General features: G+C 33.6%; 18 protein-coding genes. 6 read left to right on the top strand and 12 right to left on the bottom strand.

The features are described from left to right. Positions 1-4: 4 nt before the first annotated feature. Positions 5-598 carry a GNAT family N-acetyltransferase gene (locus HF078_RS15915; RefSeq protein WP_169292034.1) on the bottom strand — a complete coding sequence of 198 codons (594 nt, stop codon included), beginning with the start codon at positions 596-598 and terminating at the stop codon, positions 5-7. Positions 599-689: 91 nt separating this feature from the next. Between HF078_RS15915 and pdxR the strand changes: the two genes are divergently transcribed. Both pdxR and HF078_RS15905 read left to right on the top strand, forming a co-directional pair. Beyond that, positions 690-2,060: a MocR-like pyridoxine biosynthesis transcription factor PdxR gene (gene pdxR / locus HF078_RS15910; RefSeq protein WP_169292033.1), complete on the top strand. Its 1,371-nt coding sequence runs from the start codon at positions 690-692 to the stop codon at positions 2,058-2,060. 95 nt (positions 2,061-2,155) lie between these two features. Further along, positions 2,156-2,497: a hypothetical protein gene (locus tag HF078_RS15905; protein ID WP_169292032.1), complete on the top strand. Its 342-nt coding sequence runs from the start codon at positions 2,156-2,158 to the stop codon at positions 2,495-2,497. Positions 2,498-2,657: 160 nt separating this feature from the next. Here HF078_RS15905 and HF078_RS15900 read toward each other — a convergent pair whose 3' ends face one another. The 7 genes from HF078_RS15900 to HF078_RS15870 form a co-directional block, all read right to left on the bottom strand. Continuing rightward, on the bottom strand, positions 2,658-3,011 hold the full coding sequence (locus HF078_RS15900) for a hypothetical protein (RefSeq protein ID WP_169292031.1): 354 nt from the start codon (positions 3,009-3,011) through the stop codon (positions 2,658-2,660). 141 nt (positions 3,012-3,152) lie between these two features. After that, complete coding sequence (locus tag HF078_RS15895) at positions 3,153-3,590, bottom strand: hypothetical protein (protein WP_205831652.1); 438 nt, start codon at positions 3,588-3,590, stop codon at positions 3,153-3,155. A gap of 67 nt (positions 3,591-3,657) precedes the next feature. Further along, on the bottom strand, positions 3,658-4,206 hold the full coding sequence (locus tag HF078_RS15890) for a DJ-1/PfpI family protein (protein WP_240951776.1): 549 nt from the start codon (positions 4,204-4,206) through the stop codon (positions 3,658-3,660). A 109-nt stretch (positions 4,207-4,315) separates the two neighbouring features. Next, complete coding sequence (locus tag HF078_RS15885) at positions 4,316-4,471, bottom strand: hypothetical protein (RefSeq protein WP_169292029.1); 156 nt, start codon at positions 4,469-4,471, stop codon at positions 4,316-4,318. Between the two features lie 146 nt (positions 4,472-4,617). Further along, positions 4,618-5,055 carry a hypothetical protein gene (locus HF078_RS15880; protein ID WP_169292028.1) on the bottom strand — a complete coding sequence of 146 codons (438 nt, stop codon included), beginning with the start codon at positions 5,053-5,055 and terminating at the stop codon, positions 4,618-4,620. An 84-nt stretch (positions 5,056-5,139) separates the two neighbouring features. Beyond that, positions 5,140-5,520 carry a hypothetical protein gene (locus HF078_RS15875; RefSeq protein ID WP_169292027.1) on the bottom strand — a complete coding sequence of 127 codons (381 nt, stop codon included), beginning with the start codon at positions 5,518-5,520 and terminating at the stop codon, positions 5,140-5,142. A 215-nt stretch (positions 5,521-5,735) separates the two neighbouring features. Then, the gene (locus HF078_RS15870) at positions 5,736-6,236 is read right to left on the bottom strand and encodes a hypothetical protein (protein ID WP_169292026.1); all 501 of its coding nucleotides are present in this window, start codon (positions 6,234-6,236) and stop codon (positions 5,736-5,738) included. Positions 6,237-6,619: 383 nt separating this feature from the next. Between HF078_RS15870 and HF078_RS15865 the strand changes: the two genes are divergently transcribed. After that, a complete protein-coding gene (locus HF078_RS15865; RefSeq protein WP_169292025.1) occupies positions 6,620-7,231 on the top strand; it encodes a DUF421 domain-containing protein in 612 nt (203 codons plus the stop codon). A gap of 508 nt (positions 7,232-7,739) precedes the next feature. On the opposite strand, the gene HF078_RS15860 is transcribed toward HF078_RS15865, so the two are convergent. The 3 genes from HF078_RS15860 to HF078_RS21320 all read right to left on the bottom strand — a co-directional run bounded on the left by HF078_RS15860 (position 7,740) and on the right by HF078_RS21320 (position 11,635). After that, positions 7,740-8,582, bottom strand: a complete 843-nt coding sequence (locus HF078_RS15860) for an SMI1/KNR4 family protein (RefSeq protein ID WP_169292024.1) — start codon at positions 8,580-8,582, stop codon at positions 7,740-7,742. A gap of 683 nt (positions 8,583-9,265) precedes the next feature. Next, a complete protein-coding gene (locus HF078_RS15855; protein ID WP_169292023.1) occupies positions 9,266-10,300 on the bottom strand; it encodes a serine hydrolase domain-containing protein in 1,035 nt (344 codons plus the stop codon). A 120-nt stretch (positions 10,301-10,420) separates the two neighbouring features. After that, a complete protein-coding gene (locus HF078_RS21320; protein ID WP_481748026.1) occupies positions 10,421-11,635 on the bottom strand; it encodes a GNAT family N-acetyltransferase in 1,215 nt (404 codons plus the stop codon). 366 nt (positions 11,636-12,001) lie between these two features. On the opposite strand from HF078_RS21320, the gene HF078_RS15845 reads away from it, so the two are divergent. The 3 genes from HF078_RS15845 to HF078_RS15835 all read left to right on the top strand — a co-directional run bounded on the left by HF078_RS15845 (position 12,002) and on the right by HF078_RS15835 (position 14,484). Next, positions 12,002-13,132, top strand: coding sequence for a winged helix-turn-helix domain-containing protein (locus HF078_RS15845; RefSeq protein ID WP_169292022.1), 1,131 nt, complete (start codon positions 12,002-12,004; stop codon positions 13,130-13,132). Between the two features lie 68 nt (positions 13,133-13,200). Further along, entirely contained in the window at positions 13,201-13,845 is a 645-nt protein-coding gene (locus HF078_RS15840) for an MFS transporter (protein WP_169292021.1), read from the top strand. A 24-nt stretch (positions 13,846-13,869) separates the two neighbouring features. After that, complete coding sequence (locus tag HF078_RS15835) at positions 13,870-14,484, top strand: MFS transporter (RefSeq protein WP_346775365.1); 615 nt, start codon at positions 13,870-13,872, stop codon at positions 14,482-14,484. A 311-nt stretch (positions 14,485-14,795) separates the two neighbouring features. On the opposite strand, the gene HF078_RS15830 is transcribed toward HF078_RS15835, so the two are convergent. Continuing rightward, positions 14,796-15,302: a GNAT family N-acetyltransferase gene (locus tag HF078_RS15830; protein WP_169292192.1), complete on the bottom strand. Its 507-nt coding sequence runs from the start codon at positions 15,300-15,302 to the stop codon at positions 14,796-14,798. Positions 15,303-15,361 lie beyond the last annotated feature (59 nt).

The following is a 15,361-nucleotide window of genomic DNA, read 5'->3' as shown; positions in this document are numbered from 1 at the left end:
TAATTCAACCTCCTTTGTATGTTTTCGACTGAAGCAATTTATCTTCAAAATTCTTTTTCACAACTTCCCATTCTTCTTTTACAATACTATATAAGACAGTATGTCGGATGGCCCCTTCTTTTCGTAACATATGGTTGCGAAGGACCCCCTCTTTTACTGCTCCAATCCTCTCAATCGCTTTTTGGGAACGGAAATTTTCATGGCCGGTTTTGATTTGGACTCGATTTAATTGTAGAACTTCAAAGCAATATTGTAGTAATAGATATTTACAATTTGTATTGATGTTTGACCGCCAATAAATTGGATTAATCCAGGTTGATCCAATCTCTAATCGTTTGTGATTCTCCGACATTTCAAGAAACCAAGTAGCACCAATTATTTTTCCTGTTTGCTTATCAATTATCACAAAAGCGTTATCAGTGTTGTTCTTGCGCTTTCGCACAGCATCATTTACATATTCAAGCACATGAAATTTTTCAGTTAAATTAACGGTCATATGTTCCCATATTCGGTTATCTTGAGCAGCTTTATAAATTCCATCAACATGTTCCAACTCCATTGGTATTAATTGGACCACATCATTTTCTATTTTTTGCATTTTTTCACTCCTTTTCATTTATTAAACCTTTTTTCTGGTATCATAAAAATAACCAAATACAAATTTTTTTATATAACCAAGGAATGATGAAATGGAAATACAGATTTTGTTAAATAATGATAGAACAAAGTACAGTCAAATATACGAACAACTAAAGCAAGCTATTTTGGAAAGAAAACTTGTAGCTCATACTAAGCTTGCCTCCAAAAGACGATTGGCTGAAATGTTAAACATAAGTGTGATAACCGTTCAAATTGCTTATGAACAACTTCAGAGTGAAGGGTATTGTTATACGATAGAACGGCAGGGATATTTTGTCTCTGAAATAGAAGATGATTGGAATTATAAAATAAAAGAGGATATTATTACGAGGAAAGACACCCATAAACCTGAGCAATTAATTAATTTTAAAAATGGTCAGGTGGATGCAGCTGTCTTCCCTTATAAACTCTGGAACCGTTTATATCGAAGAGAGCTTATTGAAACAAATGTAAACAGTGCAACTTGGCAAGGGGAGTATTTGTTACGTGAGCAAATTGCCTCCTATTTGCAACAAGCTAGAGGGTTAACTTGCGCCCCAGAACAAGTGTATATCTTTAGTGGTTTTCAACAACAGTTAATAAATGTTTGCCTATTTTTTAACCGGACCACTATTGGAATGGAAGAACCCGGATTCATTCGAGCAAAATCTGTTTTTGAGCAGTTACAAATCCCCAATCAAGCCATTCCTTTGGATGAGGAAGGCTGCTGTGTGCCAAATGTCCAAATGAAGTTACTATATACTACACCAGCCCATCAATATCCAACCGGAACAATTATGTCCGTTACAAGAAGAATTGAATTAATACAATGGGCTCTGAAGCAGGATGCTTATATCATAGAGGATGACTATGATTCTGAGTTTCGCTATAAAGGAGCGCCAATTGCTACTTTGTCCCATCTAGATTCATCAGACAGAATCATTTATTTTGGTACATTTTCCAAAACCTTAATACCATCACTTAGGATAAGCTATATTGTTATCCCAAAATCCCTTCGATCAGATTTTGAAAAATTCAACACCTTTCATAAGTCAACAGTTTCAAAGATTGACCAGTTAGTAGTGGCAAAATTTATACAAGAAGGCCATTATAGTTCCCACATAGCAAAAATGAGGACGCTTTACCGTAACAAAAGAAGCTGTTTAATAGAAGCTATAAACAAATATCTAGGAGAAGAATATGAGGTGATTGGAGATGCTTCAGGCTTACATATTATCCTTCAATTACCACAGAGATTAAACGAATCTATTGCAATAAAACTAGCAAAGTCAATAGGAGTAGAAATCGATGCCATCTCACCTATGTATCAATTTCAAAAGCCAAGTAATCAAGTAATAATTGGATATGGTGAACCAAGTATGGAAAAAATTCAGAAGGGAATAAACTTATTAGCTTCTGTTTGGAACAACGTTAAAGAATAAAGATAATGGATCATAATGTTTCTTAATAAATTTTGATCCTCTATTTACAAGAATTCAAAAAAAAGAAGCTCATATTCCAAATCTAAGGTGACTAAATGAAAATTCAAAAATTAGTAGACTCTATTCATTATTGGGACTCTAAGGTCTTAGCCTTTGACATTAAGTATTTTGCAGATGAAATAATTTTAAAATGTGAAGCAGGGATTTATATTTTTAAGAGATGTTATCATTTAGAAATTAAACATACTCCTAAATTTGAAAAAGGGATCCCTCCTGAAAAATGGACATTTGCTCAATTACCCTATACCATTCATGACATATCAGTTAATGAAAATAATCTAGATTCAACCAGCAGATATAAAGTTAATATTACTATGCCTCCTATGTTTGTTGAACTTAGTTGTAATGAGGTTACAGTAAATCCTACTTCCAATTAATCAATTAAAGGCAGTACTGTTCAAATAACCCGAATAGCACGAATAAAAATGAGCGCTGATCTTTGTTAAAGGATAGCGCCATTTTGCTGAAGATTCATGATTAAGGTAAAGGATACACAGGTCTTCCAGAAAAGCTTCCAATCTTATTAAGATAGCCTACTTATTGACTGTCTTTCTTTGTTTTTTCAAGAAATTTTACAGCTTCGTCTATATCATAAGTTTTTAAAATTAATTGTTTCAGCTCTCCACCACCAGTTTCAAAGATAAATACTGCTGGAGCTTTTTCTATTTCATATTTAGGATACTTTTCTTTAGCTGTTGCTAAGTTTGGTAAATACTCTGATTTGACAACAGAATAATCATTACTGATGAATTTACTAAACTTGTCACTTATATTTTCTTCACCTTCAACTATAAGCAAAAAGTATTTCGGATCAGTATTTTCACTAGAAGAACAACCTAGAATGAAAGCTAATAGTAAAAAAGAACATATTAGAATTAAACGTTTCATCATACCCCCATAGCTTTCATATGTTTCTTTAAATAAACTTAAACAATTATCTTATATTGCAATAGCTCCTATATGGTTGAAGACCTTTAATTATTATATTATTAAAGAAAAGCTCCTAGATTATTGAGGTGCATATTGTTTAGTTCAAGTGTTATCTTTAAACTTTTTTTGAAAACCAAACTCAGGAATCTCATTCTTTACAATCAACTTTATAAATTCTTCATAGGGTTTATGTACCACTCTCTGCTCTACGTCTGTCCTTAAAATTGTAAAGTTTTCTCTATCTGAATATTTTTCGGATAAAGACATATTTTGAATGAATTGTTTCGTATATTTAATTACCTTTTCATACTCAATGTTATTTTTATTAATTAAATATATGAGATTTTTATGTTTATTTGTTTCAAAATCAATGTAGATTACAGCATAACCTAAGACATCTATAAGTCTTCCATCCCAGAATTCATCGAAATTATCTGATTCATTTATTCCTAGAATAAAAAAGAATTCAATATTTCGATCTAGAAACAATCGAGTAAATGAATAACTTTCGTGTTTAAGCATAATAAACTCCCCATCCAAGTTTAATAAACACCTGAGCTACTTAGTATGTTTCAATCTCTCCTAGATTGCGGAAGATGCTTATCAATTATGAATAGTACCATTCCTTTTGATATTTTAGATTTAAACAATCACCAAATCTAAATGCAAAATCAATAAAAGCAGTACCTCTCGCAGTAATAATATTATCATCTACTACCACTTGAGAATTTTCAAAGTTACCTTCTGTAAATGTTCCTAAAAATTTTCTTTGTTCTTTTGTTAGTCCTGTCGTGAATTTTTTGTCGGCTAAAACGCCACTCATAGATAATAAGTATGGAGCACTAGAGATTGCTCCAATTAACAGTCTATGTTCGTTAACTTTGAATAAAAAAGATGCAAGCTCTTTGTGGTTAACAAGGTGCTCAAAATCATCAACTCCAGGCAACACTATACTATCAAGATTTTCTAAATTAATATCCTTGATAGTTGTTTCAGGTATACAGGGTAACCCTGCCTCCCCCTTTATAACCTGATTATCTAATCCGACATATACAGTCTGTTTTCCACCTTGTTGTAATACTGACAGCAGCACTGAAAGTTCATACTCACTAAATCTGGGATATAGCATAATACCAGTAAATTTAGGTTTATTCAAGTTACCCCGCCTTTCTCTATACTTCTAATACGTAATCCTACCCAATTCTTAAATAAGGAGCGATCCACAATGCTACAATCGCTCCTAGATAATGGAGGAATAATTTAAGTTAAAATATAAGATTACGAAGGTACAAAATACCGTATAACAAAACCCCAGCAACTAGAATTAACAGTGCAACCATAACAAAACCATAGACTAATCCTTTCCCCATTGCAGATATATCTAAAAACATGTTCTTTGTTCCATCAACTAATTTCTTCATAGAACCCCCTCAAACATAACTATTATTTCTTTAGCTATTCAATAAACTTTACGAAAGCCTTCCTTAAAAATGCTACTTTCTACTTTCTACTTTCTACTTTCTACTTTCTACTTTCTACTTCCTACTTCCTACTTTTAACATTAATATCAGGGATTTGTATCCTTTTCTTTAATTACTGTAAAAGGTTTTTCTACTCTATTAATTACTTTAATATATAAGACACTATTCACTTCTCTATTAGATTTAAAAGTCCCAGGTCCATCATTAAAAACTGTATTCACCCTAACTTCGTTATTAAATTCTTGGATTTGACTTATCATCCTGTTAGGCTCAAAAAGCATTAAATATGTTTTATTGTCTAAGTGATATGTATGTAAACCGCCGTCACCTAACTGTATTTTTTCTTGAAAATACTTCTTAACATTTTCAGGAGTACCATTATGAAGATGTATTAAATCTTGTTCAACCAATACTTCAACATTTGGTTGTTGACTACAACCAATAATCAATAAGCTTAGCATTATAACAACAAATCTAACTCTCTTCAATTTTCCAACCCCTTTTTGTTTATAATACTCTTCCAAATGATAAACTCCTGTCTAAGGAGCTACGCACTATGCTGCAATCGCCCTAGATTGCTGAAGATTGTTGTTGAACTAAAGCATCCTTTAGTTTAATAAAGAAGCAGTATTCATAGAAGAATTTAATTCATTTTCTAACATTTGATAATCAAAACTCCAGTAATAACCATTGCTACCTTGGACAATGTTTTCTCCCATCATAAATAGATTTCCACCATAATTAGTGTTATCTTTTGTACGGATAAGAATTTTTGTGTAATCACCAGAAGTGTTTATAGAATAGGAGTCAGAAACCTCCACTTTTGAGTGTTTTTTCATTGATGAAATTTCCTTCGCAATTGCTAACACACTCTCTTTATCGGTAATCAAATAAGATGTATTTTCAGTTTGAACGATTACATCTTTAATGTCTTTTTTGGCAATGTTAAATCCCCATATTGATATATGAGTTTGTTGGTAAAAAAACAAATGGTAAAGTTACTATTAAACTGATGGAAATTAAAATACTCCACCCCTTTTATTCATAAACTCTACTCTCCTTTTTATAAATACGCCTTACATTATATTAACCCCTCTTGTTCAACTCTTCTGCTTCTTTAGCACAAGAGGCGACTGTGCTAGTTGAACAAACGCTCCTAGTTTATGGAACAACATAAACTCAATGGGGTATTAAGATTTTTGTGTCAATTTTGGGCACTCCATTCTTTCAGGAGTGAATCTAAGTCATCACCGTGTATTTCTTCGGCAGTCTTTCCATCTAATGAATAACCCCAACCATTAACGCCTTCACCGACAGGGTATGAAGTACCTCCAATTACCTCATCATTGTAGATAAACACCCTTACTTCAACTTTCCCAGTAAAACCTTCCTGATGTCCGTACATTTCACTTAAAGGGTGATTCTTCACGACAAATACTTCCTGGACTATTTCCTTTCCTATATATAATTCAGGCGAAATGGTTTGAACAGCCCATATTGAATTGTGTGGCATATCCCCTAGTTCTGCTCTGGTAAAAGAGTAATCTTGGTTACCTTTGTAAGATTCTATATCATAACCTTTGTCTAAAAGATATTGCTTCGCCAACTCACCGTCAGAATCCATCGCCAACTCATCGTCGGAATCCATTTGGGGTCCACAGCCAACAAGAAAAAAGATAACAGCAAGAAATACTATTCGCTTCATATTTATTCCCCCTTTAAGAGTTAGACGAATACCAAAATAATTAAGTTTCTGATATTCCATTATCCTGCCCAATTGCTTAATACCAATTATTTCATAATCTATAAATTCCAACAATTGATATTCTACACCCTGATTAATAAAAAATGAGTGTTGATCCTTGTAACAGGTTCGCGCACTTTAATGAAATAACTTTGAATTTACTACGCAATGAAAGACGGAATCAAGTTTATCTTACGTTACACATTTCGATCTAAGCAAAAAATGCATACCATTGGAGACACTAAATAATATAAGGAAATAGATATGACTACGGAGGGATTTGAATAAATTGTCATTTATTTGTTAGGCTAATTAGTAAGAAGTTACATTAGGAGGCAGTTGTCTTGGATTTAGATTGGATTTGGAAAGCGGTACTAATTGTGATTGTTGGGTTTCTTATTTTGCGATTAGCTGGAAGAAAATCCATTTCTCAGCTGACAGTTGCACAAACAGTCCTCATGATATCTATAGGGAATTTAATTATTCAGCCAGTAACCGAAAAAAACATTTGGATAACCTTTTTAATCGCATTATTACTAGTATTAGTCTTAATAACAATAGAACGATTGCAGATCAAATTTGATAGGTTCGAAACCTTCATAACTGGAAAAGGAATAGATGTTATAGAGAATGGAGAAATAATTGAAAAGAATCTAAAAAAATTGCGAATCACCGTTGACCAATTAGAAATGCGGTTACGCCAAGATAGCGTCTCTAGGATTAGTGATGTGAAAACAGCAACCATCGAACCTAGTGGACAATTAGGGTATGTGCTAAAAGAGTATGCCCAATATGCCACTAAAGAAGATATTAAGGTTATATTAGATTATATTCATAATAAATTTCCTACGGGTCAACAGCCCCCAGATATCACTAAAGAAATAGATATTCATTCTATTTTTTCAGAGGTAAATAGGCATGAGCATGTTATACCCTCCCCTAAGCATTTAGAGTAACCAACTACTTTGCCAGAAGACCTTTTTACAACAACCAAGGTTAACAGGGGTTCAGATTTCGAGAAAATGCAGATTATTCGTCCGATTAAGTACGCATTTACCAAATTATGGTTGGGAAGTACCTATCTAATTTTGAGTTGAAATTAACACCATTTAGACTTTAAGAAATGAAAATTCATATTGTTAATTGGAAAGTATCTAATTTAGTATTTTATAGGCACTTATTATTTACGCTATTCCATTAACTAGGGAGATTGCCCCTCAAGAGACAGTTGCTTGTTCTTGGCCTAATATTTGCTCTCCTTTTATTCCATCAAAGCCCTATTTAATGGAATAACTACAATATGCCTCTGTCATAAAAATGTTCACTTAACTCACAATTCTTCTTTAACTAAACGCACCCCGTTAGCTTAAGTACACTTTTTTAAAACTAACTTACATTATCAAATAGACAAATTTTACAAGTAGCGGATAATTTTCTTTCATCCATTTGGAAAAATTAACTAATTTATTCCATTGCAAAGTAGCGTTTAATCTTTAAACTTTTATTTCGAATCATAGAATTATAATCAAGTGTTGGAGGGAAATTTGTTAATATTTCAAATAGTTCTTCCGTTTGTGGATAATTGTTAAAGTCTACTTTCTTCTTTCGAATAACATCAATTATAATATCTAAATAGCAATCAATTGTAAAAGTGTCTTCGAATGGATGTATTTCCATCATTCGTTTAATAGAATCGAGCAATTGTGTTAAAAACCAATTTAAATCCTCATCGAGTAGTCCAAAATAATGTAAACCAGCTGTCATATTATATTTATGCGACCCATTTAAAAGTGCTTCTTCTACAACGTCTCTTGCAAAGTCTTCATAATCGTCGCCTATATCATATCGTTGACTTTGCTCTTCTAAAACAGTCAGCCTGCTTATAAATTCCGTAAAATCTTCAGCAATTCGTATTTTTACCTTTGTATCCGTATCAATATAAACAACTGGTGGATTATCCCCTATGTATCTACGATAATCTAAGGCTATCCAATTATGACTATCTCCATTTATATAGACAAATTTGTTCGATAACCCCCATTCCTTACGTATATAGGTATCTATTAGTATCCCTTCTCCGCCTTTTTGACCAATACCGTATATATAATCAATTTCAATAAAACCATCTTCAAAAACACTATGTATATACTTTTTTAGTTTAATTTCTCCTCCGTTTTGTTCATTAAGCAAATTAATATAAGCTGATGGGAGTTTAACCTTTAACTTCTTTTCTGCATCATCAACTACCTCACTTGTTATATCCTCTAATCGATAATTGTCAAAGTACTCCCCTGTAAATATCTTCATATTATCCTCCTGGTAATTATTTCATCGGAATAACAGTAGCATTCTTTGGTTAACCTGTTTTGCACTTTAAGCAGACTGCCCTTATTACAGGAATGCTGCCCAATTCTTATGTAAGGAGCGATCCTCTATGCAACAATCGCTCCTAGATTCTTTAATAAGTCCTATTGAAAAGACTATCCCATCTTGACCACCCCGTTCCCGATCCTTTGAATGAAAAATGAAAGTTCTTTTTGAAAGAGGATTTAACATTATAAAAGTGTGGTCCTTTATAAACTATTAATATAATATCCTATAGCCATAAACAAAAAGAAACTAAATGTCATAACTAGATTAAGGAAAGCAAATATATAATTCTTACCATAGAAGCTGAAAGCAATTCCTATTGGACCTATAATAAATGTGCACATCCAAAAAGGACTAGCAATATGAAAAAATATATTAGGAATCCAGAGCAATAGACAAATAATAAAGCAAACTATAGACCATCTTTTCAAAAAGATTACTCCTTTCAAGCTTATCCTATTAATATAAGATGTTTAGTTGTAATTTATTTATAATACAAAATCCTTCTTCAACAATCCTGCCCGTTTGCTTAATACCAATTATTTCAAACTAGTGTAACTTCTACAAGAAAAATATTTACAAAAAAATGCTTACCCTGCCTTGGATAAGCGCCTTCCCCTTTATGACATAAGAGATTTATAAATTTCTCCTATAATCCCTTCCATTTGATGAACACCTAATTCTGCATTCGTCATGATGACTGCCCCTTTCTCTAAATAGGGAAACGCCACCATCATACATTGAAAACCTACTCCCCAACCAAGTGAAGTAACTTCTAGTTCTTTCTCAGAACCATCTAGAAACACACCTAATCCAGTCCAATTTTTGCTTCTTTGTTGGGATATCATTTCCTTTGCTATACTTGCCGGAATACCAACTTTACTTTCTCCTTTTACAGCATTGATTAACTCAAGGACTAATTTGGCTAGATCTAAAGAGGTTGTCCAAAGTCCAGAAGCAGCTGGATATGGATATATAGGATATTTTCCATCCACCAATTCACCGTTTTTGTTATGACCACAAGAGAAACCTTTTCGCTCCATTTCTAACATTGTTGTGTTTAAACGGCTATTATCCATTCTTAATGGTTCAAGTATAAGTTCGTTCATAACTCGATGATACGGTCTTTCAGTTACATCTTCTATTAATTGCTGGATAATACAATAATCTGCATCTGAATATTGGAATTCACTCTCAGGTTCATATGTTACTTTAATAGGATTACAATAAGGAGTTTTTCCTTCCAATAATTCAACCATCGAAGGGAATTCTGTATCCACATTAAGCTCAGAGAAACTATTTTCAGGATCACTAATCCCAGATTGGTGACTAAGCAAATTTCGTAAGGTAACTCTTTTATACTTAGTGAAATTATTTTCAGGTACTTTCCACAACACAAGCCTTTGGTTTACATCCTCATCTAAATCAAGAAGCCCTTGTTCTGTTAGTTTCATAACAAGCATACCTGTTAGAAACTTGCTAATTGAACAAGCACTAAAAATAGAATCTTTAATTACTTTTTTATCACTTTTCACCTCTAGTAAGCCGTAATCATATGTACCACTGATTTGACCTTGGTTAATTAATGTAATACTTAAACCTGGTACATTATAATGTTCCATTCGTTCTTTAATATCTATATTTTTGAATTTCAAATTTTCCCACCTCGAATGAGATATATTGCCCCAGATTGAAAACGAGCGCAAGTTCTTGTTATAAGATTGCGCCCGATAATTGAAGATTCGACTTAACATTGAGTAGTTATTGAAACTGAATTATTCGCCTTTATCAAAGCCGAGATGAACAGAGTCTGCAATCCTTTCATAGCCAATTTCCCTATAAATCTTATTTGATGTCGGATTCATCAAATCTGTGTACAGGACGCAAAAGTTGAAGTCTTTAAGTAGTTCTTTTGATACCGCCGTTACAAGCGTCCGAGCATATCCTTTTTTGCGTTCTTCCTTTGGAGTAAAAACCAAACTAACGGTTACACCGTTCTTTGTAGGACGTGACTTCTTCATCATAGACACTATCTTTCCTTTGTCCTCCCAAATAAAGATCTCTTGTTTATTTAGAAACATTGCAACACGTTTTTTCACTTGTTCGATTGGCGAAGTCGACAGTCCGGCATCATTTTCAAATGAGTTGAACCACTTCTCGATAAGTGCAGAATCACTTTCTTCTGCATAACGCCAAGAACCTGGACTATGTACAAGCATTTCATTGACTGTATTTAAACGATACAATCCCTGGTCCATAAGCAATTGATGAGCCTTACCTGTTTTATCTTCCCACTTCTCCGCAACTTTGTATGCCCACTCTTTCAAACTGATGATTGAGGAAAATTCAATTTTAAGTTCGACAATATTTTTTATGAAAAAATCAATTATTTCATCTAAACGGTTTTCATCGACAAAAATAATATTTAACGGATGCGGTGGTGTCATTTGGAAAAAGGCTAACACATTTCCGTCTTCCTCAATTGTTGCCATAAATGGATTCTCATAATTACCAGCTTTAATCGCTTGCAGTACACCATAAAAAAGACTGAATACATCTTCCTTTTCCAATAAAAAAGACTCTATCTTCTTCTCAAAATCATGAGCATTCTCATAAACTTTAAATTTCATTTTCAACACCCTTTGAATTATTTCTAAATCTTCAGGATACATATGTATCAAATTAACTAATTCTAATAAAGTCTTCCAAGCAGCTTCAATTATTGTTTTATCAGGGTCATTTATCCCTACGCTCTCTCCTATTTTCTCTACTTTAAAGTAATGAGTGTTTACATTTATCCCCTTTATTACACTCTCTTTTACAAACAAACTTTCTATAATTCTAACCTCATATCCTGTTTCTTCTTTTACTTCTCTTATGCAACATTCTTCAGGTGTCTCGCCTATTTCAATTCCTCCAGATGGGACACTCCACCCAATAGAATCATTACTTCTTACCATAAGAACTTCATTATTTTCATTAAAACAAATCGCTGCAGATCCATGCCATTCTTTTATATAAATCGCTCCCCACTTTTTTTACATCCCTCAACATATCAATTCCCCAAAATACTTACCTTTGTTTAATTCCAATTATTTCATAATCTAAAAATTCCTTCAATAAGATATTTCCTTTGGCCAATATGAAAAACGAGCGCTGAACCTTGTTGTTACAGGATAGCGCCCGATTCCGGAATACGTAATAATTTCTGCTCATCCATTATCCTTTAAGAGGTTTATATTTTGAAATATTTACTTACCAGTTTTTACAGAAATATAAAAAAATTATCAACCATCATTTTCATGCTACATGATACTATATGTTTACAGGAATAGTGATAGAAATGTGGTGTGCATATGTCGGTCATTTTCAATATTAGTGACTATTCCGTTATGATTGACGGAGAAGAGTTAAAGCTTTTACGAAAAGAATTTTTACTCCTTGAGTACCTTTATCAAAATGGAAACAAGGCTTTATCTCGACATCAGCTCTTGGATGCAGTTTGGCCTTTACAGGAACCATCCGACCGGACCGTCGATGATCATGTTTATCGTCTTCGTAAAAAGCTAAAGAAGTGGGAGCATGCTTTGAAACTGGAGACGGTTAAAGGCTTTGGGTATAAATTAACGGTATTTCAACAAAAAGAGTTTATGTCGTTTCCGTTTGTAGAGGACCAGGAGTTTCAACAACTTACCATTAATCTAATTAGTAAATATCATCTATTTGGGCATGGAGAAGCCATTGAGAAGTTACTAACTAGTCATACTTTTGGAATAGAAATAGATGAAAAGTTGCTACTAGTAATGAAGTTATTACGTGGTGATTTTAAAGCATTTTTACATTCTCCATTACCTTTTAAGGAAAAAGTATTGCCGTTGCTTTTCCTATACTCGACAGTGGAAGAAGACATCCACGCAATAAATTACTATTATCGTATATTTGAAGACAAACAGCTTTTTGAAAATGAGGGTAAGGAAGAGCTTGATTTATTCAAAATTCTTCTTTGTTTAAGAGAAAAAGATTTTCGTCATGCTTTTGAAATTCTGGAAGCAACTGAAAGGACTATTTCTCTCGATGTACCTGGCTTCTATGGATTTTTTCAAGTTAATTGGCTAGCCTATGCAATTGGTCGGAAAGATTGGAAATTAGCAGAAGATAAAATAAAGTGCCTACATTCTTTCTTTAAGGATAAACCTTATCAAAGGGAATACGGCTTGTTTTTAATGTTAAAGGGTATTTACTTTCTCCATCAGAAAAAAAAATCGCTCGGTGTGGATTTAATTTCTCAATCTTTTCATGTTCTTGAAAAAACAAAGTTTGTCATGCACATTTTAATTTCTATTTTGGTAGCTGAATTATTGCAGGCTGATGTTCACTGTAAAGAAGCCAAAGAAATAATTTTCCTTAAAAAGGACGAAGTTTTCGATAAATATCAATTAATTCCGCTTAAAAAACAAATTAAAACGTTATTTGATTCCGTACTCTGATATTGCTCTGACATGCATTCGATATCCTTAAAACAAATAATAAGTTGTTTTGAAAGGATGTCTTATTAATGACAATTGTAAATATAAAGAAAGAATCGATTTGGCAAAACTCCATTTTTATGAAGCTATTTGCCTCGTATTCTGTATCGATGCTTGGGCATTGGTTTGATATGGTGGCAATTATTATTTTGTTTGGATACGTTTGGCAAGCAAATCCAATGATGATTGCTCTTATCCCTGTTGCATATGCACTTCCTCACGTCTTGCTTGGACAATTTGCAGGTGTATTAAGCGATAAATTTCATAAAGTGAAAATTATGATGTATGCCGACTTTATTACCGCTGTCTTAACTGTATGTCTACTGTTTACGAATACACCATGGATGGCACTAGTCATCATTTCATTAAGAGCAACAGTGAATGTCGTGCACACCCCTGCTCAGCAAGGACTTATTAAACTAGTCGTAAAAGAAAACCTCATTATGAAAGCAGTCACTCTTAACGGCACAGTGAATCAATTAGCCAAAATTATAGGCCCTTTTATTGGGGCTACCTTAATTGGCCTCGTGTCACCAAAGTTTTGCATTCTAATTAATGCCATCGCGTTTACTATTTCGGCTTTTATCCTATTATTTGTTTATTTAGATAAAGAAATGAAAAGGATGACTACCGTACCAAAGAATGAAACAGCATTGATTGAAGAAAGCTTTTAGGGAGCTTGGAGACAGGGCTGGCTCATTATTTTTAAAAGAAGAGTAATAGTTGTTAGTTTCGTCGCAACCTTCTTAGGTTTGACTGTCATTCAAATGGTGGACATTCAATTCCCTGTACTTTTCCGTGAACTTGCACCACATTTTCCTGAGCTCACTGGTTGGTTAATGGGCGGATCAGGACTTGGAGCAGTGGTAATGATTATCTTTTTAAATCGCTTTGAAACATTAAAGCATTATGGATGGTTAATTGGTGCTGGCATGCTGTTAGTAGGCGGCGGCTTTGGCGGAGTGGGCTTCCTAAAGGAAGGTTTTAATGTTCTCTATCCCGTCTTCCTTTGCTTTATTGGTGGATTAGGGGTGGGGTTATTAACTATCACGCCCCAATACATTATACAAAAAGAAACGAAAGAACACGAAATCGGGCGTGTCTCCGGGATTTTTAGTTCGATTATTAGCTTTACCGTATTAGCCTCTCCGCTAATGGGTGGTTTTCTCGTACAGCTTTTCGGTGTCATCCTTTTGTACCTATCCTCTGGCGCGGTTTTACTTCTTATTGGAACTGTGTTAGTTACCTTCAACACGTTCCTCTTTCCAGAACAGAAGGCAGAGAAAGAAATCCCTGCAGTAGATGCCAAATAGGAATAACTGGAGTCGTGGATTAGGGAGTTTTGGGAAAAACGTGGTGAATAATAATTGAGTAGGAGGGAGTAAAATACTCCCGTCCTCTCACACCACCGCACCACGAGACTCGTATATGGAGGTTCAATCTATTAAGTACCTACGCTCTTAAATTTGGAAGATTTTCTAAAGTCTTATTCAATTATAAGGCCCTAAAATACAAATTGAGCACCTTTTCTTCTTCAAGAATGGCGCCCGATTGCCGAAGACTCAATTTCGAGATACCTTGTAAATGTCTTCGATTAAAGCTCCAATTTGTTGAATATCTCTAATTAAATTTGACGAAAATATCTCAATGATACATAGTCCTGATTCTCATTTCCATAACTCTTTTGTTCGTGTTCGTAAACAAATCCTTTAGCTTCATAAAATGGAATACCTTTTAAGTTGCCTTTCTGTACAGATACCCATTGCTTATTTGCATTAAATTCTTCTTTCTGTTGTTTAGTGATAGCATCTAACAAAATAGTACCTATTCCCTCATTACGTCTTTCAGGGTCTAGATATAAGACAAAAATCTCTCCTTCAGTCTCACCAATCATTCCTCCCCCACCAGCACCAATTACTTCCCCATTTTCAATTGCTACAAAATAACCTCCCCAATGTCTATTAGTTTTTGTCACTTCATCTAGTATTCTTTCATTGTTATAAAACTCTTTTATCACTTTCTCAATATATTCCTTTGAATAGATATCTTCATAAGTTGCCCAATAACCTTCAGAGCAGACTTTTTTTATACCATCTATGTGACATGACTCTGCTTTATATACGTTTATTATGATGAACCCTCCATTCTATTCTAAACATTTATTAAATTAAACTCCCAATTCTAATATAA

The organism is Bacillus sp. RO2, from assembly GCF_012911845.1.
Classification (GTDB): Bacteria; Bacillota; Bacilli; order Bacillales; family Bacillaceae_I; genus Sutcliffiella_A.
Note: the sequence above shows the minus strand (reverse complement) of the source record. Positions and strands in the feature narration are given on the sequence as shown.

Coding starts and splice junctions, on each gene's coding strand:
- HF078_RS15860 (WP_169292024.1), bottom strand. CDS start 8,582: ATGAAGATATTTACAGGGGAGTACTTTGACAATTATCGATTAGAGGAT.
- HF078_RS15885 (WP_169292029.1), bottom strand. CDS start 4,471: ATGAAGAAATTAGTTGATGGAACAAAGAACATGTTTTTAGATATATCT.
- HF078_RS15870 (WP_169292026.1), bottom strand. CDS start 6,236: ATGAAGCGAATAGTATTTCTTGCTGTTATCTTTTTTCTTGTTGGCTGT.
- HF078_RS15845 (WP_169292022.1), top strand. CDS start 12,002: ATGTCGGTCATTTTCAATATTAGTGACTATTCCGTTATGATTGACGGA.
- HF078_RS15900 (WP_169292031.1), bottom strand. CDS start 3,011: ATGATGAAACGTTTAATTCTAATATGTTCTTTTTTACTATTAGCTTTC.
- pdxR (WP_169292033.1), top strand. CDS start 690: ATGGAAATACAGATTTTGTTAAATAATGATAGAACAAAGTACAGTCAA.
- HF078_RS15915 (WP_169292034.1), bottom strand. CDS start 598: ATGCAAAAAATAGAAAATGATGTGGTCCAATTAATACCAATGGAGTTG.
- HF078_RS15840 (WP_169292021.1), top strand. CDS start 13,201: ATGACAATTGTAAATATAAAGAAAGAATCGATTTGGCAAAACTCCATT.
- HF078_RS15905 (WP_169292032.1), top strand. CDS start 2,156: ATGAAAATTCAAAAATTAGTAGACTCTATTCATTATTGGGACTCTAAG.